Raw genomic sequence first — 23946 nt, 5'->3', positions numbered from 1 at the left:
GATCGCCACGGATCGCTCATCAGGTTAAAAGGACCGGATATGGACGATTTTTCGATGCTGCCAGCTTCGGCCGACGACGACCACCTTCGCGAGGAGTGTGGCGTTTTCGGCGTTTTCGGGCATGACGACGCCGCAGCGCTGACCGCGCTCGGCCTGCATGCGCTCCAGCATCGCGGCCAGGAAGCCGCCGGCATCGCCGCCCATGACGGGCGACAGTTCTCGATCGAGCGCCACATGGGCCTCGTCGGCGACAATTTCACCCGCAAGGCAGTGATCGACCGTCTGCCCGGCCGACGCGCCATCGGCCATAACCGCTACGCCACGACCGGCGGCGTCGGCCTGCGCAACGTTCAGCCGATGTATGCAGAATTCGCCGGCGGCGGCTTCGCCGTCGCGCATAACGGCAACCTCACCAACGCGATGACGCTGAAGCGCGAATTGCAGCGCCGCGGCTCGCTGTTCCAGTCGACCTCTGACACCGAGACGATCATCCACCTGATCGCCACCTCGATCCACGGCCAGCTTCTCGACCGCTTCATCGACGCGATCCGCCGCATCGAGGGCGCCTATTCGCTGGTCGCGCTCTCCGAGAAGAAGATGATGGGCTGCCGCGATCCGCTCGGCGTGCGCCCACTCGTGCTCGGCAAGCTGGACGACGCCCACATCCTCGCTTCCGAGACCTGCGCGCTCGACATCATCGGCGCCAGCTTCGTGCGCGACATCGCGCCGGGCGAAGTCGTCATCATCACCGATGAGGGCATCGAGAGCTTCTTCCCGTTCGAGCGCCAGCGCTCGCGCTTCTGCATGTTCGAATATGTCTATTTCGCCCGGCCGGATTCCTCGGTCGACGGCCGCGGCGTCTACGAGGTGCGCAAGCGCATCGGCGCCGAACTGGCGCGCGAGAGCGGCGTCGACGCCGACGTCATCGTGCCGGTGCCGGATTCCGGCGTGCCGGCGGCAATCGGCTATGCCGAGGCGGCCGGCATCCCGTTCGATCTCGGCATCATCCGCAACCACTATGTCGGCCGCACCTTCATCGAGCCGACGGACGCCATCCGCCACATGGGCGTCAAGCTCAAGCACAACGCCAATATGGGCGTGATCGCCGGCAAGCGCGTCGTGCTGGTCGACGATTCGATCGTGCGCGGCACCACCTCGATGAAGATCGTGCAGATGGTGCGCGATGCCGGCGCGGCGGAAGTGCATATGCGCATCGCCAGCCCGCCGACGACCGATTCCTGCTTCTACGGCGTCAACACGCCGGAAAAGGCGAAGCTGATCGCCTCGCACATGTCGGTGCAGGAGATCGCCGATTTCATCAAGGCGGACAGCCTGGCCTTCCTGTCGATCGACGGGCTTTATCGCGCCGTCGGCGAAGCGCAGCGCGACAATGTCGCGCCGCAGTTCTGCGACGCCTGCTTCACCGGCGACTACCCGACCCGGCTCGCCGATTTCGAAGATCGCGGCAAGGTTCAGCCGCTGACGCGGTTGGCCGAGGCGAGCTGAACGCCCGCATGCCGGCCGCCCCCGCCTTCCTTCCCCTCCCCGTCTCCCCGGAACGGTCGCGCCGCCTGATCGGCGCGCGCCCGGCCGGGCCGAGCGCAGCGCTTGATTGGACGCTTCCGTGACTTCTCCCGACCTCTCCGGCCGCATCGTCGTCGTCACCGGAGCCTCGCGCGGCATCGGCTGGAACGTGGCCCTCGCGGTGGCGGAAGCCGGCGCCCATGTCATCGCCATCGCCCGCACCGTCGGCGCGCTGGAGGAACTCGACGACGAGATCAAGGCCAAGGGCGGCACGGCAACGCTGGTTCCGCTCGACCTGCGCGACCTCGACGCGATCGATCGCCTCGGCCTGTCGATCTACGAGCGCTGGGGCAAGCTCGACGGCCTCGTCGGCAATGCCGGCCAGCTCGGCATCATCACCCCGGTCGCCCATCTCGACCAGAAGATCTGGGACGAGGTGATGACGGTCAATGTCACCGCCAACTACCGCCTGATCCGCTCGCTCGATCCGCTGCTGCGCCAGTCCGACGCCGGCCGCGCCCTGTTCCTGAGCTCGGGCGCCGCCGTGCATTGCGGCCCCTATTGGGGCGTCTATTCGGCCTCGAAGGCGGCGCTGGAAGCGCTGGTTCGCACGTATGCGGCGGAGGTCGATTCGAGCACCGTGCGCGCGAACCTGTTCGATCCCGGCCCGCTGCGCACCCAGATGCGCGCCAAGGCCAAGCCCGGCGAGGATCCCGAGACGCTGAGCCACCCGGGCGTCGTCGCCGCCGACATCGCGCGGATGATCGCGCCCGGATTCACCGACAACGGCACCCGGTTCGAGTTCCTGACCGGCAACGTCACGCGTTTCCTGGGTTAGGCTTTCGCAGGAAGCCCCTCACCGCAACCCTCTTCCGCCAGCGGGAGAGGGAGTGCGCTACCCCCGCCTCGCCAACGCGTAAGCCAAAAAGCCCTCGCCCGCTTGCGGGAGAGGGTTGGGTGAGGGTCTTGCTTGCGGACTACGGCGCTCGCGAGCGAACCGACCAGCCCATTCAAGACGGCATCCTAAAGAATAGAAACGCCCTTCAGCCGCGGCAGCACCGGCCGGTTGACCAGGCGATCCACGAGGATCTCGCGGCGGGTGAACCAGCTCAGGACGTTTTCCGCCCCCATCACCGCGATCCGCTCCATCGTCGCCGCCGTCTCGGCGGCGATATGCGGGGTGATGATCGTGTTGGGCGCGGTCAGCAGCGGGTTGTCGGGCTTGGGCGGTTCGGCCGCCAGCGTGTCGAGCGCCGCGCCGCCGAGGCGGCCCAAGACGAGCGCCTCGGCCACGTCGGCCTCGTTCAGCAGCCCGCCGCGCGCGGTATTGACCAGGAGCGCGCCCGGCTTCATGCGCGCGATCGCGTCGCGATTGAAGAAGCCGCGATTGGAGGCGTCCATCGGGCAGTGCAGGCTGACGATGTCGCTCTCGGCCAGAAGCTTTTCCAGCGGCAGGATGGCGAAGCCGCTGGCGGTCGACGGCGTCGCGCCCGGCCGGCCGGAAGCGACGACGCGCATGCCGAGCGCCCGCGCCATCTCGCCGACCCGCCGGCCGATGCGGCCAAGCCCGACAATGCCCAGCGTCTGGCCGCGAAGTTCGGTGGCGATGTAGCGGCCGCGATCCCAAATGCCGGCCTTCAGCCGCGCATCGAGGCGCACGACGTCGCGCCGGATCGCCAGGATCAGCGCGATAGCCATCTCGGCCGTGGCGTCGGCATTGGCGTCGCCGGCCGTCATCACCGGGATGTCGCGCTCGGTCGCGCCGGCGAGGTCCACGCTGTCGACCCCTGCCCCCATCTTGGAGATCATCGCGAGATGCGGCGCCGCATCGAGCACGCCGGCGTCGAGCGGCGGGTTGGCCCGCACGAGGATGGCGTCGAAGCGGCGGGCCGACAGGGTCGCGATCATGCGGGCGCGATCGATCGGCCCGCTCATCGTCTCGATGGTGGCGCCGATCGGCGCCAGGATCCGGCTGGCCGGCTCCAGCAGGTCATCGCCCGTCATCAGGACATGGATGGGCGATGTCATGCTAAAACCCTCCATCTGCGGGATCGCCTCGTCCGACCCTAGCGCTTCTTCGCCTTGTTCTCGAACGGGTTCTCACCCTTGCGCAGCGTCAGGCGCAGCGGCACGGCGCTGAGCTTGAAGGTGTCGCGGATGCCGTTCAGCAGATAGCGCGTATAGGCGTCCGGCAGCGCTTCCGGGCGCGAGCAGAAGGCGACGAAGGTCGGCGGCCGCGCCTTGGGCTGGGTCATGTAGCGCAGCTTGATGCGGCGGCCGGAGACGGCCGGCGGCGGGTGATGCTCGAGCACGCTCGCCAGCCAGCGGTTCAAGGCCGCCGTCGGGATGCGGCGGTTCCAGGTCGCATAGACCTTGAGGAGTTCGCCCATCAGCTTGTCGATGCCGGAGCCGGTGAGGCCGGAGAGCGGCACCAGCGGCACGCCGCGCACCTGCGGCAGCAGGCGCTCGGCCATTTCGCGCAGCTCCGCCATCTTGGCTTGGCGGTCCTCGACGAGATCCCACTTGTTCAGCGCGATGATCAGCGCACGGCCCTCGCGCGCCACCAGATCGGCGATCTGCAGATCCTGCTTCTCGAAGGGGATGGTGACGTCGAGCGTCAGTACCACCACCTCGGCGAAGCGGATGGCGCGCAGCGTGTCGCCGACGGAAAGCTTCTCCAGCTTGGTCTCGACGCGAGCCTTCTTGCGCATGCCGGCGGTGTCAAAGAGCTTGATGCGGCGGTCGTTCCAGGTCCAGTCGACCGAGATCGAATCGCGCGTGATGCCGGCCTCCGGGCCGACCAGCAGGCGATCCTCGCCGAGCATGGTGTTGATCAGCGTCGACTTGCCGGCATTCGGGCGACCGACGATCGCGACCTTGATCGGCTTGGAGAGGTCGAGCGGCGCCTCGATCTCCTCGCCCGTCTCCGGATCGATGGCGAGCGGCGCATCGACCTCGTCCTCGTCGTCGAATTCCTCTTCCTCGCGCTCGAACGGCAGCAGCGCCGCGAACAGGTCGGCCATGCCCTCGCCGTGCTCGGCGGAAAGCGCCACCGGCTCGCCGAGGCCGAGCGAATAGGCCTCCATCACGCCGTTCTCGCCGAGCTTGCCCTCGGCCTTGTTGGCGACCAGCACGACCGGCTTGCCGACGCGGCGCAGCAGCTCGGCGAAGTGCTCGTCGACCGGCGTCACGCCGACGCGGGCGTCGATCAGGAACAGCGAGACATCCGCCTCCTCGATCGCCATCTCGGTCTGGGCACGCATGCGGCCCTCGAGGCTGTCCGGATCGGCGTCTTCGAGACCGGCCGTATCGATGATGGTGAAATGCAGATCGCCGATGCGCGCTTCGCCCGGCCGACGATCGCGCGTCACGCCCGGCGTGTCGTCGACGATCGCGATCTTCGAACCGACGAGGCGGTTGAACAAGGTCGACTTGCCGACATTGGGACGGCCGATGATGGCGACGGTAAAGGTCATGATGGGTATGGCCTCAAATGGCGTCGGGAAGCCGCGGCAACCGCGACTTCCCGAAATACTGCCACGTCGAGGTTCCGGCAACACGCCCCGCGTGGCCCGGAACGATGAAAGCGATAGTGTCGTCGATCAGCTCTTGGCGGCGACCGGCGCGGCGCCGATCTTGGCGCGGATCAGATCGAGCATCAGCTGCGTGCGGCTCTGCATCGACTGCGGCGTTTCCGGATCGTCCGCGATCGACTGGAAGTAGCCGCGGGCCCCCTCGAGGTCGCCGGTGCGCCAGGCCGTCAGGCCGAGCAGCTCACGGGCGCTGTGGCGCCAGGGGCCACCGACGACGGCGAGATCGCCGACCCGGCTCTTCATGGCGGCGAGGTCGGCCGTGTCAACCACCAGCAGCGCCGCGCGCAGGCGCGCCATCGCCTTCAGGAGGGCCGGCGTATCCGCCTTGGCGGCGATCGCGTCGAAAGCCTTGACGGCCTCGTCAGTCTTCTTGGTCGCCGCCAGCTCGGAAGCGGCGCGGAAGCTTGCCAGGACGGGATAGCCGCCGGTGCCGCTCGCCGCGATCGCGTCGAGAGCCTTGATGGCCTCGTCATGCTTGTTGTCGTTCGCCAGCTGCAGCGCGGCGACGAAACGGTCGCCCTCGGCGGCGGCCTGCTGCTCGCGCCAGTATTCCCAGCCGCGCCAGCCGGCGACCGCCACGACGATCAGAACGGCGGCCAGAAGAACGTAGGGTCCGAAGCGCGCCCAGAGGCGCTTCGCCTGTTCGCGGCGCAGGTCCTCTTCGACTTCGTGAAAAATGTCAGTCATGCTCTTCTTTCCGGCTCCGGTCAGCGGCGCGCACCATAACGAAGCGACCTTGCGCTGGCAAATCGATGATAGCGGTTCTGGGCCATGAAAAACGTGGATCCGCCGCGACGTCACGTCGCCGACGGATCCCGGTGCGGCAGAGGGCGCATCCCGATCGCCGGGAGGCGCCGGAAATCAGGCCTTCGGCGTCGAGCCCGGCTCGGTCGTGGCGGCAGCCTTGACCTTGTAGACATTCTCCGGCGACGGGAAGGTCCGCGCCTTGACCTCGTCGGCATAGGCGGAGATCGCCTCGCCGATCAGGCCGCCGAGATTGCCGAACTTCTTGACGAATTTCGGCACGCGCGGCGACAGGCCGAGCATGTCCTCGAGCACCAGGATCTGACCGTCGCAATCCGGGGACGCGCCGATGCCGATGGTCGGAACCGCGACCGCCCGGGTGATGTCGCGCGCCACCGGCTCGATCACGCCCTCGACGACGATGGCGAAGGCGCCCGCATCGGCGATCGCCTTGGCGTCAGCCATGACGGCCGCGATGCTCGCCTCCGTCTTGCCCTGCACCTTGAAGCCGCCCATCGTGTTGATCGACTGCGGGGTGAGGCCGATATGGCCCATGACCGGAATGCCGCGCTGGGTCAGGAAGCGCACGGTCTCGGCCATATGCACGCCGCCTTCCATCTTCACCGCGCCGCAGCCGGTTTCCTTCATAATGCGCGCCGCCGAGCGGAACGCCGCCGCCGGGCTCTCCTCATAGGAGCCGAACGGCATGTCGACGACGACGAGCGCCCGCTTCGAGCCCCGCATCACGGCAAGCCCCTGCAGGATCATCATGTCGAGCGTGACGGGAACCGTGCTCTCCAGGCCGTGCATGACCATGCCGAGCGAATCGCCGACCAGGATGAAGTCGACATACGGGTCCATGATCGTCGCGGTATGCGCGTGATAGGAGGTCAGCGAGACGATCGGCGTGCCACCCTTGCGGCTGCCGATATCGATCGCGGTCAGGCGGCGGGTCTGGGGCTCGACGGACATGGGGGTCTCCTTTGGCGCGGAAGCCGGACGTCTTCTGAAATCAAGCGTTCGATGCTGTCTTCGACCGCCCCGCAGGCCCGGATCCTTCCGTTGGCCTCCGGCGGAGACTTGCTAGCATGGTTCGCCGTGACGTTCGACCGCTGCAGACGCAGAGCTGCCAGTTGCAATTGCAACGGCTGGGTTCTTTACAACAGAATTGCGCCTTCCAGATTAACGGTTGTTCAGGCCTTCAGTACTACCTTGAGGAAATGCAGCTCGTATTGCCCCGGGAGAAGACCTCCATGCGCCGTTGTCTTTCAGCTCTTGGCCTAACCTTTGCGATCGGTATCGCCGGCTTTCTGGGCGCCGCGCCGCAAAGCGCGCGGGCCGATGTCGTCGCTCGGATCAATCTGAGCACCCAGCAGATGGTCGTCTATGTCGACGGTCGCGCGCGCTATGGCTGGGACGTCTCGACCGCCCGCCGGGGCTACGTCACGCCCGTCGGCAGCTATCGTCCGACGCGCATGCACCGCATGTGGTACTCGCGCAAATACGATATGGCGCCCATGCCGAATTCGGTGTTCTTCCGCGGCGGCTATGCCATCCACGGCACCCCGCATGTGCGCTCGCTCGGCCGCCCCGCCTCGCATGGCTGCGTAAGGCTCGCGCCCGAAAACGCCCGCACCCTCTACCAGCTGATCGCCGCGCGCGGCATGAACAACACGCGCGTCGTGATCACACGCTGAGAAAATCGTACGCCCGGCCGCCGCCGCGTGACGAAGGTCACTGACTCCGCGGTTGTGGACAGCTAGAACAACATCAGGAGCGGGCAGACGACTCGGCAGCCCGCCCGACAGCTTCTCCTTGACCCGGCCGGACGCCGACAGTGCGGCGCTGGAACTTTCGGAACCGCCTCCATGATCGCCCGCCTGCTCGCCTCCCTGACCGTCGCTTCGATCGCCCTGGCCGTAGCCCCGGCATCGTCCTCCGCCAATTCGCTCTTTCCGGGCCCCGCCGGCGTGTTCGCCACGGTGAACCTGACGAAGCAGCAGATGGATGTCGTCGTCAATCGCGGCAATGGCGTGAAGGAAACCTATAGCTGGAAGGTCTCGACCGGGCGCAAGGGCTTCGAGACGCCGCCCGGCAAGTTCCGCCCCGACTATCTCGACGAGATGCACCATTCGACGAAGTACGAGAACGCGCCGATGCCCTATTCGGTCTTCTTCAACGATGGCATCGCGGTGCACGCCACCACCGAGACCCGGCATCTCGGCCGCCCGGCCTCGCATGGCTGCGTGCGCCTCGACAAGGCGAATGCCGAAGTCTTCTTCAAGGCCGTCAGCGAGATCGGCATGATGCGCACGGCGATCATCGTCGAGAAATAGGCCGCTCGCACCGACCGCGACCCAGCCTCAAGACGACAAGGCCGCCGATCCATCTCGGCGGCCTTGTCTATTTGGGCGCGCGCTCAGTGCGTCTTCGCCGGCGTCATGAAGGCGTAGGGGCGCGCTTCCATGAGCTTCCAGGCGCCCCCGCTCTTGCGGGCGAGAAGCACGACATGGATTTCGAGCGGCGCCCGGCCGCCGGCCTGCGTGCTCGCGACCTCGTGCAGCGCGTCGATGAAGACGGTGTCGCCGAGCTCGCGAAGCGACTCGATGGTGAAGTGGCTGTGCGCGCCCTTCAGGATCGACGCCATGTCCGACGCCAGGACCCTCTGGACACCGGAATGACCCGTGCCGCGCAGGCCGGTCGGGCTGATGACGGTGGCGTCCTCGGTAAACAGCCTGATCGCCTCGGCGGCGTCGCCGCGGTCCATGCAGGACGCGATCTCGTCGAAGAGCGGCTGCAATTCGTCGGCGAGCTTGCGGCTCATCGGGCTCATCGCAGCGTGCGGATGCGGGGTATGCTGTTGCGTAGCCATGACGGCTCCTCCAACTGTCGGATCCGGATGATCCGGGCTGGAGCATAGACCCGCCCACCGCGGCCGGAACGCACGTCTGCGCGATAACCGGCGACGGTCCGCTCCGAGCCCCTCAGGCGACGCGCTGGCCGTGCCGCCAGACGCTGCGCACGACCGGCACGCCTTCGCCCGCCCGCACGCGGACGATATCGGCGCGAAGCCCAGGCCGGATCGCGCCTCGATCGGTCAGCCCGACCGCCTCGGCCGGCGCGCGGGTCACGAGCCGCACCGCCTCCGGCAGCCGGATCGACGGCACGATCTCCGGCAGCGAGAACACCGCGATCATCAGGCTGAACGGCACATAGTCCGACGACAGGATGTCGAGATGACCGGCCTCGGCCAGCGCTGCGGCCGAGACATTGCCGGAATGCGAGCCGCCGCGAACCAGGTTCGGCGCGCCCATCAGCACGCGGATATCGGCCGCCTGCGATGCGGCTGCCGCCTCGACCGTGGTCGGGAACTCGGCGATCGAGACACCGTCCGATGCGGCCTCGTCGACATGGGCCACCGTCGCGTCGTCATGGCTCGCGACCGCGATGCGGCGCGGATGGCAGAGATCGACGATCTCGCGGCGATGGCGGGCCGAGAACTCCTCGGCCTGGGCGATGCGCTTGGACGCGAACGCCTCATAGGCGGCGTCGGACATGCCCATCTTGCCCTGGTAGAAGGCGCGATAGCTGTCGAGGCTGGCGAACTGGCGCTGGCCGGGCGAATGATCCATCAGCGAGACCAGCCGCACGGGCAGCACGTCGAGGAAGCCGGCCAGGCCATCGAGCACGTCGGGCGCCGAGACCTCGCAGCGCAGATGCAGGAGATGGTCGACGCGCAGTCGGTCCTCGCGCTTCGCCGTCTCGATGGCGTCCGCGAGGTTCTGCATCTCGGCCGTCGAGGTGCGCGCATCCTCGTCCATGCCGACCCGCAACGCGTCGAACACGGTGGTGATGCCGGCGCCTGCGACCTGCGCGTCATGCGCCTGCACCGCCGCGATCGGGTTCCAGCGTACGCCGGGACGCGGCGCATAGTGGCCTTCGAGATGGTCGGTGTGCAGCTCGACAAAGCCCGGCACCAGATAGTCGCCCTCGACATCGTCGCCGAGACGGGTCGGGCCGGTGTCGAAATCGGCGATCAGCCCGTCGCGCAGGACAAGGCTGCCCTCGACGATCTCGTCTTCCAGAACGATGCGGGCATTGGCAAAGACCTGTTCGCGCATCAGGCCGCGCTCCCCGAAAGCAGCGCGACATGCCGCACCAGGAACGGCGAGCCCCGCTCCGGCTCGATGAACAGGCCAAGCCGGTCGAGCGCGAAGGGCGCACCGTCAAATCCAGCGAAATGCTTCTTCAGTTCGGTCTCCATCGCCTCGGCGTCGTCCTTCGGAACACGCCCCGTGAGCGACATATGGAACCGGAAGGCGTCGAATACATAGGGATAGCCCCAGCGGATCAGGTTCGTCTCCTCGTCCAGCGTCAGGCCGGCGACGCGACGGCGGGCGATGTCGGCCTCCGAAAGCGGCGCGCGGAAGGGCTCGAACTCGGCGACGATCCGCCCGGCGAGGTCATCGAGCTCCGGCACGCGCTCGTTCGGCACGAGGGCGAAGAAGCGCCCGAGGCGGCGAATGACCAGTTCCGGCACGGTGATGGCGGCGGACTGCGCGGCGAAGGCGTCGAGCGTCGCGATCAGGTCCGCCTCGCTCTGTCCGTCGGCCAGGGTAAAGGGCGCCTTCAGCGTGGCGTGGAAGCCATAGCGCGCCGGATCCGCCAGATAGGCCTCGATCGTGCCGTCCGAGAAGCCGTTGACCGGCGGCAGCGGATGGTCCTCGCCGGTGAACGCATCGCGACCGAGCCAGCGGACGGCGGCGCGCGCGAGGGGATGATCGGCGGAAGGCGTGGCGTAGATGGCGTATCGCAAGGATCGTCTCGACAGTTGGGGCCGAATCGCGGACCGGCAGTGTAGCGCAAGCCGTATGGCGGAACGGAGACATTGCCGCTCCGGCGAGCCGATCACAAAAACGCGCCGACTGCCGCTTTCCTTGCAATGACACGTTGCATTTCACGGTTCGACAACGATATCCCGTCTAGATGAAGACTGCAGTCATTCGTTCGAATGAGGATCCAAGATGAGCCTGTCCAAATCCGCCCTCGGTCTTGCCGCCCTCGCCTTCCTGGCCGGCTCGGCGGTGCTTTCGGCTTCGTCGCCTGCCTCGGCCGGCAACACCAATCACGGCCCGACCAGCATCCTTGATCCCAATTCCGGCCCGCTCGCCGACTGGGAAGTGTTCGGCTTCGACCTTTCCAGCATCCCGGACGATCCGGCTTCGCTCGCCGCCTTCCGCGCCTCGCTCGACCCGTGGACGCAGCAGGGCATCACCAATCGCTGCCGCTACGACATCGGCATCCACCCCTTCCGCTATTCGCCGAAGGTCCGCGACTTCTGCTGGGCGCGCTGAGGCGCGCCTGAACGGCGGAGCACCGGCTCAGCTACGGCCCACGCCGCTCAGATGGCCTGCGCCATAGCCAGCCGGTCGATCTGGACCAGGAATTCCGTCCGCGCTGTCGGTTCGCGCAGGCCGCGCGGGCCATAGACGCGCCGTGACAGGAAGTGGCCAGTCAGGCGGAAAGCGTCGCGGAGCTCTTCCGGGCCGCCATTGCTTGGCCCGCCGGTCATGAAGGGCGCGAGGCGCAGCAGTCGGTCCTCGTAGCCGACCGCGCCGGCCCGGCTGACGGCCCGCCCGGTCTTCGGCGAAACAAAATGCAGATCGTCCCGCGCGCCCGTCGCGGCGCAGGTGGAAAGATCGAGCCCGTAGCCGAGTTCCTCCAGCAGGGCGAGCTCGAAGCGAGCGATGAAGGCGCCGAATTCATAGAGCGCCGGCCGGTCCGCGCCGGCGAACGCATCGAGCGCCGCCTCGACCGCGCCATGCAGGGCCGGATGCGGCTCGCGCTCGGCCAGGAGACGCAGATGGCCGGTGAGCGTCTGCAGGGCGAAGATCGCGCCGGGATCGGCGATCAGCCGCGCCGCGCGGCTCACCAGCGGCTCTACCGTGAAGATGCCGAGATGCTCGTCGAGCCGCGCCCGCCAGACGACCTGCACGGTATTGCCCGGCTGCAGCACCGGGGCGAGCCGGCGCGAGCGGCCGCCACGGACGAGGCCGAGATGACGACCGCGCTCCGCCGTCATCAGTTCGAGGACGACGCTCGTCTCGCCCTGCTGCCGGACGCCCAATACCAGGCCCTGATCAGTCCATTCCATGCGGCCATTCTAGTCGAAGGGAGGGGCCGGCGAAATCCGCCTTGCTCGCGAGATGGAAGGCGGCAACAAGGATCCGGCATCCGGGCCGCGCCCCGGCATCAGCCGCGCCCCGATGCCGCCCCATCGCGCTTGATCCCGCCCGGGACGACGCTAATGTCCCCCATTCCATTCCAACCACAGGGAAGACCGCCAGACATGACCGCTCTCGACCAAAATGCGATTCTGGAGCGCCTGCGCTCCGTCGAGGGCCCGGACGGCAAGGGCGACATCGTCAGCCTCGGCCTCGTCTCGGACATCCTGATCCATGGCGGCAAGGTGATGTTCTCGATCACCGTCGACGCGGCGCGCGCCAATGCGCTGGAGCCGCTGCGCGAAAAGGCGGCCGCCGCCGTGCGCGGCCTCGACGGCGTCGAGAGCGCGCTCGTGATCCTGACGGCGGAGCGCCGGGGCAACAGCCTCGCCACCAATACCCCGCCGCCGCGCCCCGCCCCTTCCGCCTCGTCCCCGGCCGCTCATCCGCCGCGCCCGGCGCCGGCGCGGCCCTCCGCCTCCGGCAAGCCCGGCATCCCCGGCGTGACCGCCATTATCGCGGTGGCATCCGGCAAGGGCGGCGTCGGCAAGTCGACCACCGCCGTCAACATCGCGCTCGGTCTTGCCGCCAACGGCCTCAAGGTCGGACTGCTCGACGCCGACATCTATGGGCCGTCCGTGCCGCGCCTGCTCGGCCTCTCCGGCCGGCCCGAGGCGATCGAGGGCCGGACGCTGAAGCCGATGGAGGCCTATGGCATCAAGGCGATGTCGATGGGCTTCCTGGTGGAAGAAGAGACGCCGATGATCTGGCGCGGGCCGATGGTGATGTCGGCGATCACCCAGATGCTGCGCGAGGTCGCCTGGGCGCCGCTCGACATCCTCGTCGTCGACATGCCGCCCGGCACGGGCGACGCGCAGCTCACCATGGCGCAGCAGGTGCCGCTCGCCGGCGCCGTCATCGTCTCGACGCCGCAGGACCTGGCGCTGATCGACGCGCGCAAGGGCCTCGCCATGTTCAAGAAGGTGGATGTGCCGCTGCTCGGCATCGTCGAGAACATGAGTTACTTCATCGCCCCCGACACCGGCGCCCGCTACGACATCTTCGGCCATGGCGGCGCCAAGCGGGAGGCGGAGCGCCTCGGCGTGCCGTTCCTCGGCGAGGTGCCGCTGGAGATGGTGATCCGCGAGACATCGGACAGCGGCAAGCCGGTGACGGCGACAGCGCCGGACGGCCCGCATGCGCGCGTCTACAAGGACATCGCCGCCAAGATCTGGGCGACGGTCTCCGGCGGCACGGGCGCCAGGCCGGCGCCGCAGATCGTCATCGAATAAGAGGCGGCGAGCCTCTACGGCTTGCGGAACAAGAACGCCGCCCGGAGCCATCCGGGCGGCGTTTCGATTCGAGGACGCTCAGACGCCCACGGTGAAGCGCTTGTGCTTGTGGCGGCGCTGCTCGGCCTCGTCGATGATGGCGACGGCGAGATCGTTGATCGAGATATGCGCCGTGCCGGTCGCCGGATCGACGACGGGATTGTCGGCGCCGAGGCGGTAATGGCCGGTGCGCGGCGTGTCGTGCTCGAGGAAGGCGGCCGGCGACAGGAAGGTCCAGTCGAGCTCCTTCTCCTTCCGGATCTCGTTCAGGCCGTCGCGCGCGGCGCGGGCGCCCGCCTTCCAGGCATCGGGGAATTCCGGCAGGTCGACCGCCTGCACGCCCGGCGCTACCTCGAGGCTGCCAGCGCCGCCGACGACGAGCAGCGGCAGGCCCGCCTTCCTGGCGCCGGCGACGATCGCCGACGCGCCCTTCAGGTACTCGTCATAGATATTCGGATTGGTCCAGCCGGGATTATAGGCGCTGACGACATAGTCATAGCCTTCGACCAGCCTGGCAACGCTGTCGGCGTCGAGGACATCGCCGGCGATCCGGGTCAGTCCCGCCGCGTCGGCCAGCTTTTCCGGATGGCGGGCAATCGCGCCGACCGTGTGGCCGCGCGCCAGCGCCTCCGCCACGACATGCGCGCCGACAAAGCCCGTGGCGCCGATGACTGCGATCTTCATTTCGAACCTCTTGCTCCAGGCGGCGCGATCCCGCGCGCCCTCATTGCATTCCTTCACCGCCCAGGCGGTTACCAATCATAACTAGGCGCTTGACTTGCATGCGGGAAGGACGCATCTCCGGCGCACCAGAGCACAGCGAGGGAACCGCCTCGCCGGTGGAAGGAGCAAATTCATGGAAGAAGTGGCGGAAAGGCTCGATTCGGAGGCGATCGACCAGCCCGTCTCCGCGGCGATTGTCGCGCCGCTGATGAACGGACCGTTCGCCGGGACGGTGGTGCTTCCGGCCGAGCAGTGCCCGGTTCGCGACGTGCTGGACCGGCTCGGCGATGCCTGGAGCTTCCTGGTCGTGCTCCGCCTGACGGCGGGGCCGCATCGCTTCAACGCGCTCCGGCGGGCGGTCGACGGCATTTCGCAGCGGATGCTGACCGTGACGCTGAGGAGCCTCGAACGCGACGGCCTCGTCAGCCGCCAGGTATTCCCGACGACGCCGCCGCAGGTCGAATATACCCTGACGGAGATGGGATGGTCGCTGGCCGAGCCGATGCGCGTGCTGACGCATTGGGCCTCGGCCAACCACGACCGGATCCGGGCGGCGCGCGGCGCTTATGACGCGGAGCGCGACGCCTAGGCTCCGTATTCAGCGCGGCAGCAGGCCCTTCAGCGCGACATGCTGGAGCAGCAGGATGGTCTTGGCGTCGCAGATGCGGCCGTCGTCGATCATGGCGAGCGCCTCGGCGAAGGGCAGTTCCAGCACCTCGATGTCCTCGCCCTCATTCTCGTGGCCGCCGCCTTCGCCGGTGCGGTCGCGCGGCGAATAGCGGGCGACGAACAGATGCAGCTGTTCGACGACGCTGCCCGGCGACATGAAGGGAATCATGACGCGCTGCGGCGCCTCGAGGGTGACGCCGAGTTCCTCCTCGGCTTCCTTCTTGATGCAGGTGAAGGGGTCGTCGGCGTCGAGCAGCCCGGCACAGGCTTCGATCAGCGGCTCCTGATGGCCGCGCACCCAGGCCGGATAGCGGAACTGACGAATGAGCAGCACCGTGCCACGATCGGGGTCGTAGGGCAGCACGGCGGCGCCGTCGCCGCGATCATAGGTCTCGCGCGTCTGCGTCTGCCAGCTTCCGTCCGAGCGGCGATAGTCGAAGATGTTCTTGTAGAGCCTGCCCCAGCTGTCCGAGAGCAGGATGCGCTCGCGCTCGCGAACCCGGTCATTCCAGTCCGTCATCCGGTTTTCCTTGCCATTCCGACTGTGCCGCCGCCGTGCGAGGCGTCCGCGGCATGCTTCGATGTCGAGCCTAGTTCAGCACGAGACGCCTTATCAAAGCTGAAATCGCCGCGCGGTAGTCGGCCGGGTCGGCCCCGGAATCGATCGCCAGCGCCGCGCGGTCGAACGCGGCTGACAGGAGGTCGGTGAGCGCGGCGAGCGGCAGGCCGGCCTCGCGCCCGGCTTGCGACAGGGCGGCGGCAAGCCCCTCGCCGAGCGTCCGCGCCGAATTCGACTCGTCCAGCGCCCGGACCTCGGCCATCCCCAGCACGGCAGGCGCCTCGATCAGCAGCAGCCGCGTCCGCCCCGGTTCGCGCATGGCGTCGAGATAGGCGACGCCGCCGGCGACCAGCGCCTCCAGCGGCGGCAGCGTGTCCGGCGCCCTGCCCTCGATGGCGCGGGCGACCTCGCGCGCCTCCTCCGTCACCACTGCCCGGAACAGATCGCGCTTGTCCTCAAAGTGGTGATAGAGCGCGCCGCGCGTGATTCCGGCAGCCGCCACGATCTCCGGCGTCGACGTCCCGGCATAACCTTTGGAGATGAACAGCGCCCGCGCGGCGGCGAGCAGAGCGGCGCGCGTCTTCCCGGTGCGGTCCTGGTTGGTACGGGCGGTCGATTGCATACATACAGCCTGTATGTTAATTGAGGAGATACATGCAGACTGTATGTCAATCGAGAGGGAGCGCAAGACCATGCGGATCACGAGCTTCTATCCCGTGCTGATGACCGGGGACGTGGCAGGAACGGCGGCGTTCTACCGGACGCATTTCGGCTTCGTCGCGGCGTTCGAAAGCGACTGGTATGTCCATCTCCAGGCCGCGACGGATCCGGCGGTCAATCTCGCCATCCTCGACGGCACGCATGCGACCATCCCCGAAGCCGGGCGTGGCGCCACGGCCGGCGGCCTGCTGCTCAATTTCGAAGTCGAGGATGTCGATGCCGCGCATGACCGGCTGATGGCTGCGGGCCTGCCGACGCTGCTGCCGCTGCGCGACGAGCCGTTCGGGCAGAGGCATTTCATCACGAGCGACCCGAACGGCGTGCTGATCGACGTCATCACGCCGATCCCGCCGGATGCCGATTTCGCCAAGCTCTATGCGGCCGACGCGCTGCCGGGGACGACCTGACGCGGCTCTATGGCGAATTCGCCATCTGGTCGAGGAGCCAGGCGCGGAAGAGGCGAACCTTGCGGCTGCGCGCCTTCGCCTCGGTGGTCACGAACCAATAGGCGAGATCCGTCTTCGCCTCCTGCTCGAAGGGCCGGATCAGGCGGCCGGCGGCCAGCGCGTCGGCAACCACCATCTGCCAGGCGAGCATGACGCCCTGCCCGGCCAGCGCCGCTTCCAGCGCCAGCACCGGATCGGTATAGGACGGCCCCGTCAGCTTGACCGGCGCCTCGCCGGTGGCGAGGAACCAGGCGTCCCAATCCACCATCGTCCCCTCGTCGGCGATAACAGGCACGCTGGCGAGATCGGCCGGCCGGCGGAGCTGATCTCGCCAGGCCGGCGCGCAGACCGGAAAGAAGGGCTGCGGCGTCAGCGGCTCAGCCGCCACGCCCGGCCAGGCGCCGCGCCCAAGCCGGATCGCGCAATCGACATCGCTGCGGGCGAGATCGATGACGTCCGTGGTGGCGACGAAGCGGATCTCGATGTCGGGATGATCGCGCGTGAAGCGGCCCAGCCGCTGCACCAGCCAGCGCGCCGCGAAGGTCGGCGCCGTGGTGATGGTCAGCATGCCGCGCTGGTCGGCATCGATCAGCGCCAGAGCCTCGGCGATAGAGCGGAAGCCCGCCTGCAACGCAGGCAGCGCCGCGTCGAGCGCCGGCGTCGACACCAGCCCTCGCGGCGTCCGCTCGAAAAGGTGAACGCCCAGCCGCGCCTCGGCGCGCTTAATATGCTGGCTGATGGCGCCCGGCGTGACGCCCAATTCCGCCGCCGCAGCGGCCAGATTCCCGCTTCGCGCGACGAATTCTATAGCCCTGAGGGCATTGAGCGGAACTTTGAAAGCTTCGGTCATATAGATTTTCTAAAGTGTGACCGAGATCATGTCGATACCGCCGCGATCGGTTTAGGACCATGTTGCCTCAGCGTCAGCCGAGGAAACGAAACCATGACGATCTATGGACTCTATCGCGCCGCCCTCGATTGGGCGGTCGAGCCAGTGGCCGTCGCTCACAATGTCAACGCACTCTGGCAGTTGACTGTCCGCGAACTGGCCGATCTGCCGATCGGTCCCGAAGCGGTCGATGCGCTGCCGGCGTTCGATCCAGAACCAACAGTCGCTGCGCCATGCGCTGCGGCTGGGAGAGGAGCCTAGAAATGACTTCGCAACAGCAAGCTACCTGGCGGGAACAAGACGTTCGCGCCAGCGAGCCGAGCGTCCGCGAGGAAAACCTGCAGCGCCACTACAAGGCGCTGAATCCTTGTCTTGCCGCCGCCGTCCTGCACGCCCGTCCCGCCGACAAGCGGCCGTCGCCCCAGATGGCGATGTCGCAATCGGGCGGTGGCCGCGACGCGGAAATGGAATAACCGCGCCGCCGGCTCTCGGGCATAGGGCCCTCACCTCCTGCGGGAGATGAGGGCGCGCCGGGCTTAGCCCCGGTCCAGCCAGGTCACCTGCTCCGGCGTCAGCTGAATGTCGAGCGCGGAGAGGCTGTCTTCCAGTTCGGCCAGCGTGCGCGGGCCGATCAGCGGCACCACCGGGAAGGGCTGCGCCAGCACATAGGCGAGGGCGATGTGGATCGGCTCGCGGCCGAGCTTCCCGGCCAGTTCGATGGCACGGTCGCGGCGCTCGAAGTTCTTTTCCGAATACCACACGCGGACGATTTCCTCGTCGTCGCGCTTGTCGCGGCCGGCGCGGTCGGTGAAGAAGCCGCGTCCCTGGCTCGACCAGGCGAAGTTCGGAATCTGGCGCTGATTGAGCCAGGCCTTCCACTCGTCATCCGATGCCGCGACGCAGCCGGCCCAGATCGGATCGAGCATTTCCGCCAGCGAGAAGTTGTTGGAAAGCGCGCCCGGCTTCTGCTTGCCGGTCTTCTCGGCATAGGCGATCGCCGCATCCATGCGCTCGCGCGTCCAGTTCGAACCGCCGAACGGCCCGCGGATGCGACCTGCCTTCACCTCGGCATCCATGGCGTCGACGAATTCCGAAACGGGGACGTCGGGATTGTCGCGATGCATGAAATAGATGTCGACATGGTCGGTCTTGAGCCGGTCGAGCGTCTCGGTCAGCTGCTTGCCGATGACGTCCGGATAGACGAGCGGCGAATGCGCGCCCTTGCCGATGACGACGGATTCATTGCGGACGCCGCGCGAGGTCAGCCAGTCGCCAAGGATCTTCTCGGTCTTGCCGCCGGCATAGATATAGGCGGTGTCGAACAGGTTGCCGCCCGCCTCGTGGAAGGCGTCGAGCAGCACCGAGGCGCTGGCGAAATCCGGGAAGAACTCGAAGCCGAGCGCCGCGACAGAGGTCGGCTGGCTGACGCCCGGAAGCTGGCGCTTCGGGATCGACTTCGGCCCCCGCGCAAGCTTGGCGCCCTTGATGGTCGTCGTCTTGCGCGACGCCTTCTCGATGTCGAAGACGAGGCCAACGGAAGCGCGCCACTTGTCGAGCGTGCGGAGATTGCCGAGCGTGTCGCCCCAGCTCATGCCGGGCGAGGCAAGCTGCTGTTCGCCGGCGCGGATCGCTTCGCCCGCCGCATCCACCTCGAACGAATAGAGCCAGCCGGATTCGGCCACCTCGACCAGCTCGACGCTGCCATCGGCGCGAACGATGCGGATCTCGCCGGTGCCGCCCTGCTTGCCGCCGGCAAACCAGAAATCGGCGACCTCGATGCGGCCCTTGGTACCGAGGATGCGCAGCACATTGTCCTGCGCCAGCGACACGCTGCACGAGACTTCGGCGATGATGTCGTTCGGGAAGGTCAGGAGCGCCGCCGCCCATTCATCGACGCCGGACTGGCCGAGATGCGCCGAACCCTGGACCTGGACCGGATCGAGGAAGGGCTTGCCGGAGGCAGCACCCGCGATCAGGCGGGACATCGACACCGGATAACAGCCGACATCGAGAATGCCGCCGCCGGCGAGGTCGTTGGCGTAGAGCCGATGCTCGGGATCGAATTTCGGCATGGCGAAGCCGAAGCTCGACTTGATGGCGCGCACCTCGCCGATCGTCCCGCTGGCGACGAGATCATAGAGACGCTTCGTCTGCGGATGGACGCGGTACATGAAGGCTTCGCCCGCGAAGGTGCCGGCCTTCCTGTGGGCGTGGAAGATCGCCTCGGCCTCATAGGCCGTCAGGCCGAGCGGCTTCTCGACCAGAACATGCTTGCCGGCCTCGGCCGCCTTGATCGCCCATTCGGCGTGACCGGGATGCGGCGTCGCGATGTAGACGGCCTCGACATCGGCGTCGTCGAGCAGCGCCTGGTAGCCGTCATGGATGCGCGCGCCGGGAAAATCCTCGGCGAGGCCGGCCTTGCCGGGATTGCGCGAGCCGATCGCGACCAGCTTGCCGGTCTTCGAATGCGTCAGGCCGTCGCGAAACGCCTTGGCGATGCCGCCGGGTCCGATGATGCCCCAGCGGACGGGATTGGGCGAAGTCTGGCTCGTGGCCATGGGGGATTCCTCTTCCTGCGAAGTCTGGTGTCTGCGAAGTCGAAGATCTGCGCGCGGCGGCGGCCGCCCGCACTAGGCGCGGGAAGAGAATTCAAGTCTATCGATCATCAGGCAGTTCCTCCCGGCGGACGTGCCGGCCCGCCCGGAGGATCGGAGCGGCCTCCCCCGCTTTCCCCCCATCCCCGGACGGCCGGATTTCACGGCCTTTGCAACCCAATTAGTTCGGGACTCATCAATTCTGTCAATGAGCCGCCGGCCCTATTCCCGGCTTTCGGACGGCCATTTGCCGTGAAAGGCGAAGTCCCGGACGGGGAGCCTTTCGCGGCCGCCGAGCTCGCGCAGGCGGTCGCGCTCGGGCAGCATGTCGGGATCGCCGGGGAAGCCGATGCCGATGCCGGTGCAGGGCTCGAACCCCTCCGGGACATTGGCGGCGGCGATCACCTTGTCGCTGTCGAAGCCACCGAACGGATGCACGGCGAGGCCGTTCGCCGTCGCCTGCAGCAGCAGGTAACCGAGCGCGATGCCGGTGTCGTGGCGGTTGTGCCAGAGCGGGCGGCCGCTGTCGGAATGCAGCTTGGCGACGGCATAGGCTAGCACCGAGACGCGCCGGACCCAGGGCTGGTTGCCCTCGGCCGCGCAATCGACCAGCGCGTCGAAGAAGGGCTCGCCGCGGAAGGCATAGACGAAGCGCCAGGGCTGGGTATTGCTGGAGGAAGGCGCCCAGCGCGCCGCCTCGAACAGCGGCTTCAGGTCGGCCTCGGTCAGCGTCTTCTCGGGATCGAAGGCGCGCGGGCTCCAGCGCTCCGCGATCACGGGCAGGATCGGCACGGCGGTATCGGCAGGCTTCCGCATTCTCGGCATTCTCCATCGAGCGGCGCACCGGCTGGGTGCGCCCGGACGCAATGGTAAAGCTCCCTTCTGTTCAGGAAAGCCCCCGGCTTGAGAAATACGGGACATGATGTTTGATCGATCCCGTGAAGGCGAAGCAGATTCGCCCGGGAGGAGCATTCGATGAAGACCGTTCTCGCCTATGGCGATTCCAACACCTGGGGCGCCGCGACCGTGCCCCGTCCCGACGATCGCTATGCCCGCGACGAGCGCTGGCCGGGCGTCGCCCAGGCGGAGCTCGGATCCGGCTGGCATGTTATCGAAGAGGGCCTGCCCGGCCGCTCGACCGTTCATTCCGACCCGATCGAGGGCGAGTATATGAACGGCAAGACCTATCTCCTGCCCTGCCTCAGGAGCCATCGGCCGCTCGATGTCGTCGTCATCATGCTCGGCACCAACGACCTCAAGGCGCGCTTCAACGTTCCGGCCGAGGATATCGCCAAGGGCGTCGGCGAACTGATCAAGGTGGTGAAGCAGGCCGAGGCCGGCAACGATGCCGGCGTGCCGAAGATCCTCGTCGTCGCACCGCCGCCGATGCTCGACCACACGGGAGAGAAGCCGGAATACACGCCGATGCTGGAAGGCGGCTACGCCAAGTCGCAGAAGTTCGCGACGCTCTATGCGGCGATCGCCAGGGAGCACGGCGCCGCGTTCCTCGACGCCGGCCAGCACATCCGCTCCAGCGCCTTCGACGGCATCCATTTCGACCCGGCCGACCAGATTGCGCTCGGCAAGGCCATTGCAGCCGTCGTCAAGACGCTCGCCTGAAAGGCGTGACCGGATTCGACAGGGCGCTTCCAGCCGGTGACGGCGCGAGGCGCCCTACTCGGGCGGATGGACTTGGCGCGGGCCGATCGCTCAGGCCGTTCGCAGTACCTCGTCCGTATCCGACCCGTTGTTGCAATCATCCAGAAGTTCGGTGATGTGCGCCGCCGACATCGGCCGCGCAAAGGCGAAGCCCTGCAGATAGGCGCAGCCCGCCTGGCGCATGATTTCGCCGTCCGCCTCGGTCTCGATCCCCTCCGCCGTGACCTCGAGATTGAGCGCGCGGCCGAGTGCGACGGTCGCCTCGCAGAGGCGGCGCGTCTCGAGATCGATCGAAACGCCGTGCACCAGCGAGCGATCGATCTTCAGCTTGTCGAACGAGAAGCGGCGCAGATAGCCGATCGACGAATAGCCCTTGCCGAAATCGTCGAGGGCGACGCTGACACCGAGGATGCGCAGCGAGGCGACGATATGCTGGGCGCGGTCGGGGAAGGTGACGAGATGTGTCTCGGTCATCTCCACCTCCAGCCGCGCGGGCGGCAGGCCGGTCTCGGCGAGGATGGCGGCCAGGTTCCGGTCGAAGCCCGGATTGCGGAACTGCACCGGCGAGACATTGATCGACAGGCGGATATCCGGCCAGCGCAGCGCATCGCGGCAGGCGTTGCGCAGCACCCAGTTGCCGACCGCGTCCATCAGGCCGTTTTCCTCGGCGACGGAGATGAAGAGGTCCGGCGGAATGAACCCGTCCCGCGGGTGCTTCCAGCGCAGCAACGCCTCGACCAGCGCCGGGCGCATCGTCTGCGCATCGAAGATCGGTTGATAGACGACATGCAGCGCGTCGGTTTCGACGGCCTCGCGCAACTCGTTCGCCAGCCGCTTCCGGTCGATCTTCTCGGCGTCGATCGAGCGGTCATAAAGCGAGACGCGGCTGCGGCCAAGTTCCTTCGCCTGGTACATGGCGACGTCGGCGCGACGGAGCAGTTCATCGGCCGTCACCGCCTCGTCCTCGACCACGGCGATGCCGACGCTTGTGCCGATGACGATGACGCGATCGTCGATGATGATCGGGCTGGCGAGATAGCGGACAAGCAGGCTGCCGATCTCTTCCGCCGAGGCGACGGAATCGCGATTGTCGAGCACCAGCGCGAACTCGTCGCCGCCGACGCGCGCGAGCAGGCCCCGCCGGCTGCAGATCGATTCGAAGCCGCGCGCGACGTGCTGCAGCAGCCGATCGCCGATCTCGTGGCCGTAGGAATCATTGACCTCCTTGAAGCCGTCGAGATCCAGGAACAGCACCGCCAGCGGCTGCGCCGGATATCGCCGGGAGGCCACGCCCAGCGCGCGGGTGAGCGCTGCGCGATTGGGCAGGCCGGTCAGGCTGTCATGATTGGCGTCATAGACCGCCTGGCGCTCGCGCCGGCGGACGGCAACCAGATTCGCGTAACCGATGCCGAGCAGGAAGAGGATGGTGAGGCCGATCACGCCCAGCGTCAGATAGGCCATCGGCGCCACGCGCGAGAAGGCCTCGCCACCATGGCTGCGCCGCGCCCAGGTCAGCGCGCCGATCGCCTTGCCGGTCGGGTCGACGAGGCGGACGCCATGGTCGACCTTGTCCGGATCGAAGCGGAGCGCCATGCCGTCGATGACGAAATCCTGCGCCATCTGCCGGATCGTCAGATCGTCGAGAACGCGCGCGAGGACGAGCATGCGCGGACGGCCGACCGGCTTCGCCACGGCCGAGGACGACGGGAACACCGAACCGACCGCGACCACCGCGACGGCGCCGGAGCGGTCGCGCATCAGCCCGACGGTGGCGTCGAAGGCGTGATAGTTTCCGGCAAGCCCCGCCACCAGCGCCTGCAGCGGCGAACCGAACTCCTCCAGCGCGCCGCGCGGCGCCACGCCGCCGCGTCGGAACGAGAAGACCGCCTGGCCCTTTTCGTCGAGCAGGTAGGCGGCGTCGAAGAACACGCCCGAGCGGGTGCCGTCCTTGTAGTTGCTGATCGCGAAATCCTGGTCGACCTGACCGTAGAGCTTCGCCGCCGCATCATCCCAGACGGCATAGTCGCCATGGGTGTCGCGCAGCCGCCGCTGCAGGGAATGCAGCGAGGCGCTGACGGAGCGCTCGATCGCCGCATCGTCGATCCGGTCCACCTCTCCCGCCATCTCGTTCAGCGTGAAGAGCATGAACATGATCGAGCCCGCCAGCACCAGCAGCACTGGCACGGCGACGCGGAACGCGAAGCGGAATGTGGATCCCTTGAAGAAACTCATGACACGGCTAACGAAACGCCCTTCGCAACACGAACCGGC

Annotated in this window: 26 protein-coding genes; 11 read left to right on the top strand and 15 right to left on the bottom strand. The window is 67.6% G+C overall.

What is annotated here, in order from left to right:
* The first annotated feature begins 39 nt into the window (after positions 1-39).
* On the top strand, positions 40-1506 hold the full coding sequence (gene purF / locus OSH07_RS14915) for an amidophosphoribosyltransferase (protein ID WP_266339468.1): 1467 nt from the start codon (positions 40-42) through the stop codon (positions 1504-1506).
* 118 nt (positions 1507-1624) lie between these two features.
* Positions 1625-2362, top strand: coding sequence for an SDR family NAD(P)-dependent oxidoreductase (locus OSH07_RS14910; RefSeq protein WP_266339467.1), 738 nt, complete (start codon positions 1625-1627; stop codon positions 2360-2362).
* Positions 2363-2547: 185 nt separating this feature from the next.
* Here the strand turns inward: OSH07_RS14910 and OSH07_RS14905 are convergent, their stop codons facing one another.
* The 4 genes from OSH07_RS14905 to panB form a co-directional block, all read right to left on the bottom strand.
* Positions 2548-3552: a hydroxyacid dehydrogenase gene (locus OSH07_RS14905; RefSeq protein ID WP_266339466.1), complete on the bottom strand. Its 1005-nt coding sequence runs from the start codon at positions 3550-3552 to the stop codon at positions 2548-2550.
* A gap of 38 nt (positions 3553-3590) precedes the next feature.
* Complete coding sequence (gene der, locus OSH07_RS14900) at positions 3591-5000, bottom strand: ribosome biogenesis GTPase Der (RefSeq protein WP_266339465.1); 1410 nt, start codon at positions 4998-5000, stop codon at positions 3591-3593.
* Between the two features lie 126 nt (positions 5001-5126).
* Complete coding sequence (locus OSH07_RS14895) at positions 5127-5804, bottom strand: DUF2659 family protein (RefSeq protein WP_266339464.1); 678 nt, start codon at positions 5802-5804, stop codon at positions 5127-5129.
* A gap of 174 nt (positions 5805-5978) precedes the next feature.
* A complete protein-coding gene (panB, locus tag OSH07_RS14890) occupies positions 5979-6833 on the bottom strand; it encodes a 3-methyl-2-oxobutanoate hydroxymethyltransferase (protein WP_266339463.1) in 855 nt (284 codons plus the stop codon).
* A 116-nt stretch (positions 6834-6949) separates the two neighbouring features.
* Here panB and OSH07_RS14885 point away from each other — a divergent pair, with 116 nt between their 5' ends.
* Positions 6950-7558, top strand: coding sequence for a L,D-transpeptidase (locus tag OSH07_RS14885; protein WP_336799502.1), 609 nt, complete (start codon positions 6950-6952; stop codon positions 7556-7558).
* 171 nt (positions 7559-7729) lie between these two features.
* The gene (locus OSH07_RS14880; protein WP_266339462.1) at positions 7730-8197 is read left to right on the top strand and encodes a L,D-transpeptidase; all 468 of its coding nucleotides are present in this window, start codon (positions 7730-7732) and stop codon (positions 8195-8197) included.
* A gap of 83 nt (positions 8198-8280) precedes the next feature.
* On the opposite strand, the gene OSH07_RS14875 is transcribed toward OSH07_RS14880, so the two are convergent.
* From OSH07_RS14875 to OSH07_RS14865, 3 genes are all read right to left on the bottom strand, one after another.
* Positions 8281-8733 (bottom strand): YybH family protein, encoded by a 453-nt coding sequence (locus tag OSH07_RS14875; RefSeq protein WP_266339461.1) that lies wholly within the window; start codon positions 8731-8733, stop codon positions 8281-8283.
* 112 nt (positions 8734-8845) lie between these two features.
* Positions 8846-9985 carry an alpha-D-ribose 1-methylphosphonate 5-triphosphate diphosphatase gene (locus tag OSH07_RS14870; RefSeq protein ID WP_420909640.1) on the bottom strand — a complete coding sequence of 380 codons (1140 nt, stop codon included), beginning with the start codon at positions 9983-9985 and terminating at the stop codon, positions 8846-8848.
* Positions 9982-10677: a DUF1045 domain-containing protein gene (locus OSH07_RS14865; RefSeq protein ID WP_266339459.1), complete on the bottom strand. Its 696-nt coding sequence runs from the start codon at positions 10675-10677 to the stop codon at positions 9982-9984. The genes OSH07_RS14870 and OSH07_RS14865 overlap by 4 nt, the downstream gene beginning before the upstream one ends.
* Before the next feature lie 208 nt (positions 10678-10885).
* On the opposite strand from OSH07_RS14865, the gene OSH07_RS14860 reads away from it, so the two are divergent.
* The gene (locus OSH07_RS14860) at positions 10886-11215 is read left to right on the top strand and encodes a hypothetical protein (protein WP_266339458.1); all 330 of its coding nucleotides are present in this window, start codon (positions 10886-10888) and stop codon (positions 11213-11215) included.
* Positions 11216-11262: 47 nt separating this feature from the next.
* Here the strand turns inward: OSH07_RS14860 and recO are convergent, their stop codons facing one another.
* Positions 11263-12015, bottom strand: a complete 753-nt coding sequence (recO, locus tag OSH07_RS14855) for a DNA repair protein RecO (protein ID WP_266339457.1) — start codon at positions 12013-12015, stop codon at positions 11263-11265.
* Between the two features lie 195 nt (positions 12016-12210).
* Between recO and OSH07_RS14850 the strand changes: the two genes are divergently transcribed.
* On the top strand, positions 12211-13377 hold the full coding sequence (locus tag OSH07_RS14850; RefSeq protein ID WP_266339456.1) for an Mrp/NBP35 family ATP-binding protein: 1167 nt from the start codon (positions 12211-12213) through the stop codon (positions 13375-13377).
* A 78-nt stretch (positions 13378-13455) separates the two neighbouring features.
* Here OSH07_RS14850 and OSH07_RS14845 read toward each other — a convergent pair whose 3' ends face one another.
* On the bottom strand, positions 13456-14100 hold the full coding sequence (locus OSH07_RS14845) for an NAD(P)-dependent oxidoreductase (protein WP_266339455.1): 645 nt from the start codon (positions 14098-14100) through the stop codon (positions 13456-13458).
* A 172-nt stretch (positions 14101-14272) separates the two neighbouring features.
* Here OSH07_RS14845 and OSH07_RS14840 point away from each other — a divergent pair, with 172 nt between their 5' ends.
* Positions 14273-14728: a winged helix-turn-helix transcriptional regulator gene (locus tag OSH07_RS14840; protein ID WP_420909636.1), complete on the top strand. Its 456-nt coding sequence runs from the start codon at positions 14273-14275 to the stop codon at positions 14726-14728.
* Between the two features lie 9 nt (positions 14729-14737).
* On the opposite strand, the gene OSH07_RS14835 is transcribed toward OSH07_RS14840, so the two are convergent.
* Together OSH07_RS14835 and OSH07_RS14830 are read right to left on the bottom strand one after the other, a co-directional pair.
* Positions 14738-15328, bottom strand: a complete 591-nt coding sequence (locus OSH07_RS14835) for an NUDIX domain-containing protein (protein ID WP_266339454.1) — start codon at positions 15326-15328, stop codon at positions 14738-14740.
* 70 nt (positions 15329-15398) lie between these two features.
* Positions 15399-15989: a TetR/AcrR family transcriptional regulator gene (locus OSH07_RS14830; RefSeq protein WP_266339453.1), complete on the bottom strand. Its 591-nt coding sequence runs from the start codon at positions 15987-15989 to the stop codon at positions 15399-15401.
* Between the two features lie 70 nt (positions 15990-16059).
* Between OSH07_RS14830 and OSH07_RS14825 the strand changes: the two genes are divergently transcribed.
* The gene (locus tag OSH07_RS14825; RefSeq protein ID WP_266339452.1) at positions 16060-16494 is read left to right on the top strand and encodes a VOC family protein; all 435 of its coding nucleotides are present in this window, start codon (positions 16060-16062) and stop codon (positions 16492-16494) included.
* 7 nt (positions 16495-16501) lie between these two features.
* Here OSH07_RS14825 and OSH07_RS14820 read toward each other — a convergent pair whose 3' ends face one another.
* Positions 16502-17341 carry a LysR substrate-binding domain-containing protein gene (locus OSH07_RS14820; RefSeq protein WP_266339679.1) on the bottom strand — a complete coding sequence of 280 codons (840 nt, stop codon included), beginning with the start codon at positions 17339-17341 and terminating at the stop codon, positions 16502-16504.
* Here OSH07_RS14820 and OSH07_RS24455 point away from each other — a divergent pair.
* Positions 17228-17683 (top strand): hypothetical protein, encoded by a 456-nt coding sequence (locus OSH07_RS24455; RefSeq protein ID WP_266339693.1) that lies wholly within the window; start codon positions 17228-17230, stop codon positions 17681-17683. The two genes, OSH07_RS14820 and OSH07_RS24455, sit on opposite strands and share 114 nt — an antisense overlap.
* A 2-nt stretch (positions 17684-17685) precedes the next feature.
* On the top strand, positions 17686-17895 hold the full coding sequence (locus OSH07_RS14810) for a hypothetical protein (protein ID WP_266339451.1): 210 nt from the start codon (positions 17686-17688) through the stop codon (positions 17893-17895).
* 63 nt (positions 17896-17958) lie between these two features.
* Here the strand turns inward: OSH07_RS14810 and OSH07_RS14805 are convergent, their stop codons facing one another.
* Both OSH07_RS14805 and OSH07_RS14800 read right to left on the bottom strand, forming a co-directional pair.
* Positions 17959-19980 carry an aldo/keto reductase gene (locus OSH07_RS14805; protein WP_266339450.1) on the bottom strand — a complete coding sequence of 674 codons (2022 nt, stop codon included), beginning with the start codon at positions 19978-19980 and terminating at the stop codon, positions 17959-17961.
* 258 nt (positions 19981-20238) lie between these two features.
* Complete coding sequence (locus OSH07_RS14800; protein ID WP_266339449.1) at positions 20239-20832, bottom strand: nitroreductase family protein; 594 nt, start codon at positions 20830-20832, stop codon at positions 20239-20241.
* 159 nt (positions 20833-20991) lie between these two features.
* Between OSH07_RS14800 and OSH07_RS14795 the strand changes: the two genes are divergently transcribed.
* A complete protein-coding gene (locus tag OSH07_RS14795; protein ID WP_266339448.1) occupies positions 20992-21636 on the top strand; it encodes an SGNH/GDSL hydrolase family protein in 645 nt (214 codons plus the stop codon).
* A gap of 90 nt (positions 21637-21726) precedes the next feature.
* Here the strand turns inward: OSH07_RS14795 and OSH07_RS14790 are convergent, their stop codons facing one another.
* Positions 21727-23907, bottom strand: coding sequence for a putative bifunctional diguanylate cyclase/phosphodiesterase (locus OSH07_RS14790; protein ID WP_266339447.1), 2181 nt, complete (start codon positions 23905-23907; stop codon positions 21727-21729).
* Between the last annotated feature and the right edge of the window lie 39 nt (positions 23908-23946).

Origin of the sequence: Kaistia nematophila, assembly GCF_026343855.1 — a bacterium.
Classification (GTDB): Bacteria; Pseudomonadota; Alphaproteobacteria; order Rhizobiales; family Kaistiaceae; genus Kaistia; species Kaistia nematophila.
This window is presented reverse-complemented; position numbering and strand designations above follow the sequence as displayed.

What these genes read in the sequence shown, in the direction of transcription:
- OSH07_RS14895 (WP_266339464.1), bottom strand. Translation starts at nt 5,804, where the DNA reads ATGACTGACATTTTTCACGAAGTCGAAGAGGACCTGCGCCGCGAACAG.
- OSH07_RS14875 (WP_266339461.1), bottom strand. Translation starts at nt 8,733, where the DNA reads ATGGCTACGCAACAGCATACCCCGCATCCGCACGCTGCGATGAGCCCG.
- OSH07_RS14835 (WP_266339454.1), bottom strand. Translation starts at nt 15,328, where the DNA reads ATGACGGACTGGAATGACCGGGTTCGCGAGCGCGAGCGCATCCTGCTC.
- der (WP_266339465.1), bottom strand. Translation starts at nt 5,000, where the DNA reads ATGACCTTTACCGTCGCCATCATCGGCCGTCCCAATGTCGGCAAGTCG.
- OSH07_RS14905 (WP_266339466.1), bottom strand. Translation starts at nt 3,552, where the DNA reads ATGACATCGCCCATCCATGTCCTGATGACGGGCGATGACCTGCTGGAG.
- OSH07_RS14825 (WP_266339452.1), top strand. Translation starts at nt 16,060, where the DNA reads ATGCGGATCACGAGCTTCTATCCCGTGCTGATGACCGGGGACGTGGCA.
- OSH07_RS14830 (WP_266339453.1), bottom strand. Translation starts at nt 15,989, where the DNA reads ATGCAATCGACCGCCCGTACCAACCAGGACCGCACCGGGAAGACGCGC.
- OSH07_RS14790 (WP_266339447.1), bottom strand. Translation starts at nt 23,907, where the DNA reads ATGAGTTTCTTCAAGGGATCCACATTCCGCTTCGCGTTCCGCGTCGCC.
- recO (WP_266339457.1), bottom strand. Translation starts at nt 12,015, where the DNA reads ATGGAATGGACTGATCAGGGCCTGGTATTGGGCGTCCGGCAGCAGGGC.
- OSH07_RS14880 (WP_266339462.1), top strand. Translation starts at nt 7,730, where the DNA reads ATGATCGCCCGCCTGCTCGCCTCCCTGACCGTCGCTTCGATCGCCCTG.
- OSH07_RS14810 (WP_266339451.1), top strand. Translation starts at nt 17,686, where the DNA reads ATGACTTCGCAACAGCAAGCTACCTGGCGGGAACAAGACGTTCGCGCC.
- OSH07_RS14850 (WP_266339456.1), top strand. Translation starts at nt 12,211, where the DNA reads ATGACCGCTCTCGACCAAAATGCGATTCTGGAGCGCCTGCGCTCCGTC.
- purF (WP_266339468.1), top strand. Translation starts at nt 40, where the DNA reads ATGGACGATTTTTCGATGCTGCCAGCTTCGGCCGACGACGACCACCTT.
- OSH07_RS14885 (WP_336799502.1), top strand. Translation starts at nt 6,950, where the DNA reads ATGGTTCGCCGTGACGTTCGACCGCTGCAGACGCAGAGCTGCCAGTTG.
- OSH07_RS14800 (WP_266339449.1), bottom strand. Translation starts at nt 20,832, where the DNA reads ATGCGGAAGCCTGCCGATACCGCCGTGCCGATCCTGCCCGTGATCGCG.
- OSH07_RS14795 (WP_266339448.1), top strand. Translation starts at nt 20,992, where the DNA reads ATGAAGACCGTTCTCGCCTATGGCGATTCCAACACCTGGGGCGCCGCG.
- OSH07_RS14805 (WP_266339450.1), bottom strand. Translation starts at nt 19,980, where the DNA reads ATGGCCACGAGCCAGACTTCGCCCAATCCCGTCCGCTGGGGCATCATC.
- OSH07_RS14845 (WP_266339455.1), bottom strand. Translation starts at nt 14,100, where the DNA reads ATGAAGATCGCAGTCATCGGCGCCACGGGCTTTGTCGGCGCGCATGTC.
- panB (WP_266339463.1), bottom strand. Translation starts at nt 6,833, where the DNA reads ATGTCCGTCGAGCCCCAGACCCGCCGCCTGACCGCGATCGATATCGGC.
- OSH07_RS14860 (WP_266339458.1), top strand. Translation starts at nt 10,886, where the DNA reads ATGAGCCTGTCCAAATCCGCCCTCGGTCTTGCCGCCCTCGCCTTCCTG.
- OSH07_RS14840 (WP_420909636.1), top strand. Translation starts at nt 14,273, where the DNA reads ATGGAAGAAGTGGCGGAAAGGCTCGATTCGGAGGCGATCGACCAGCCC.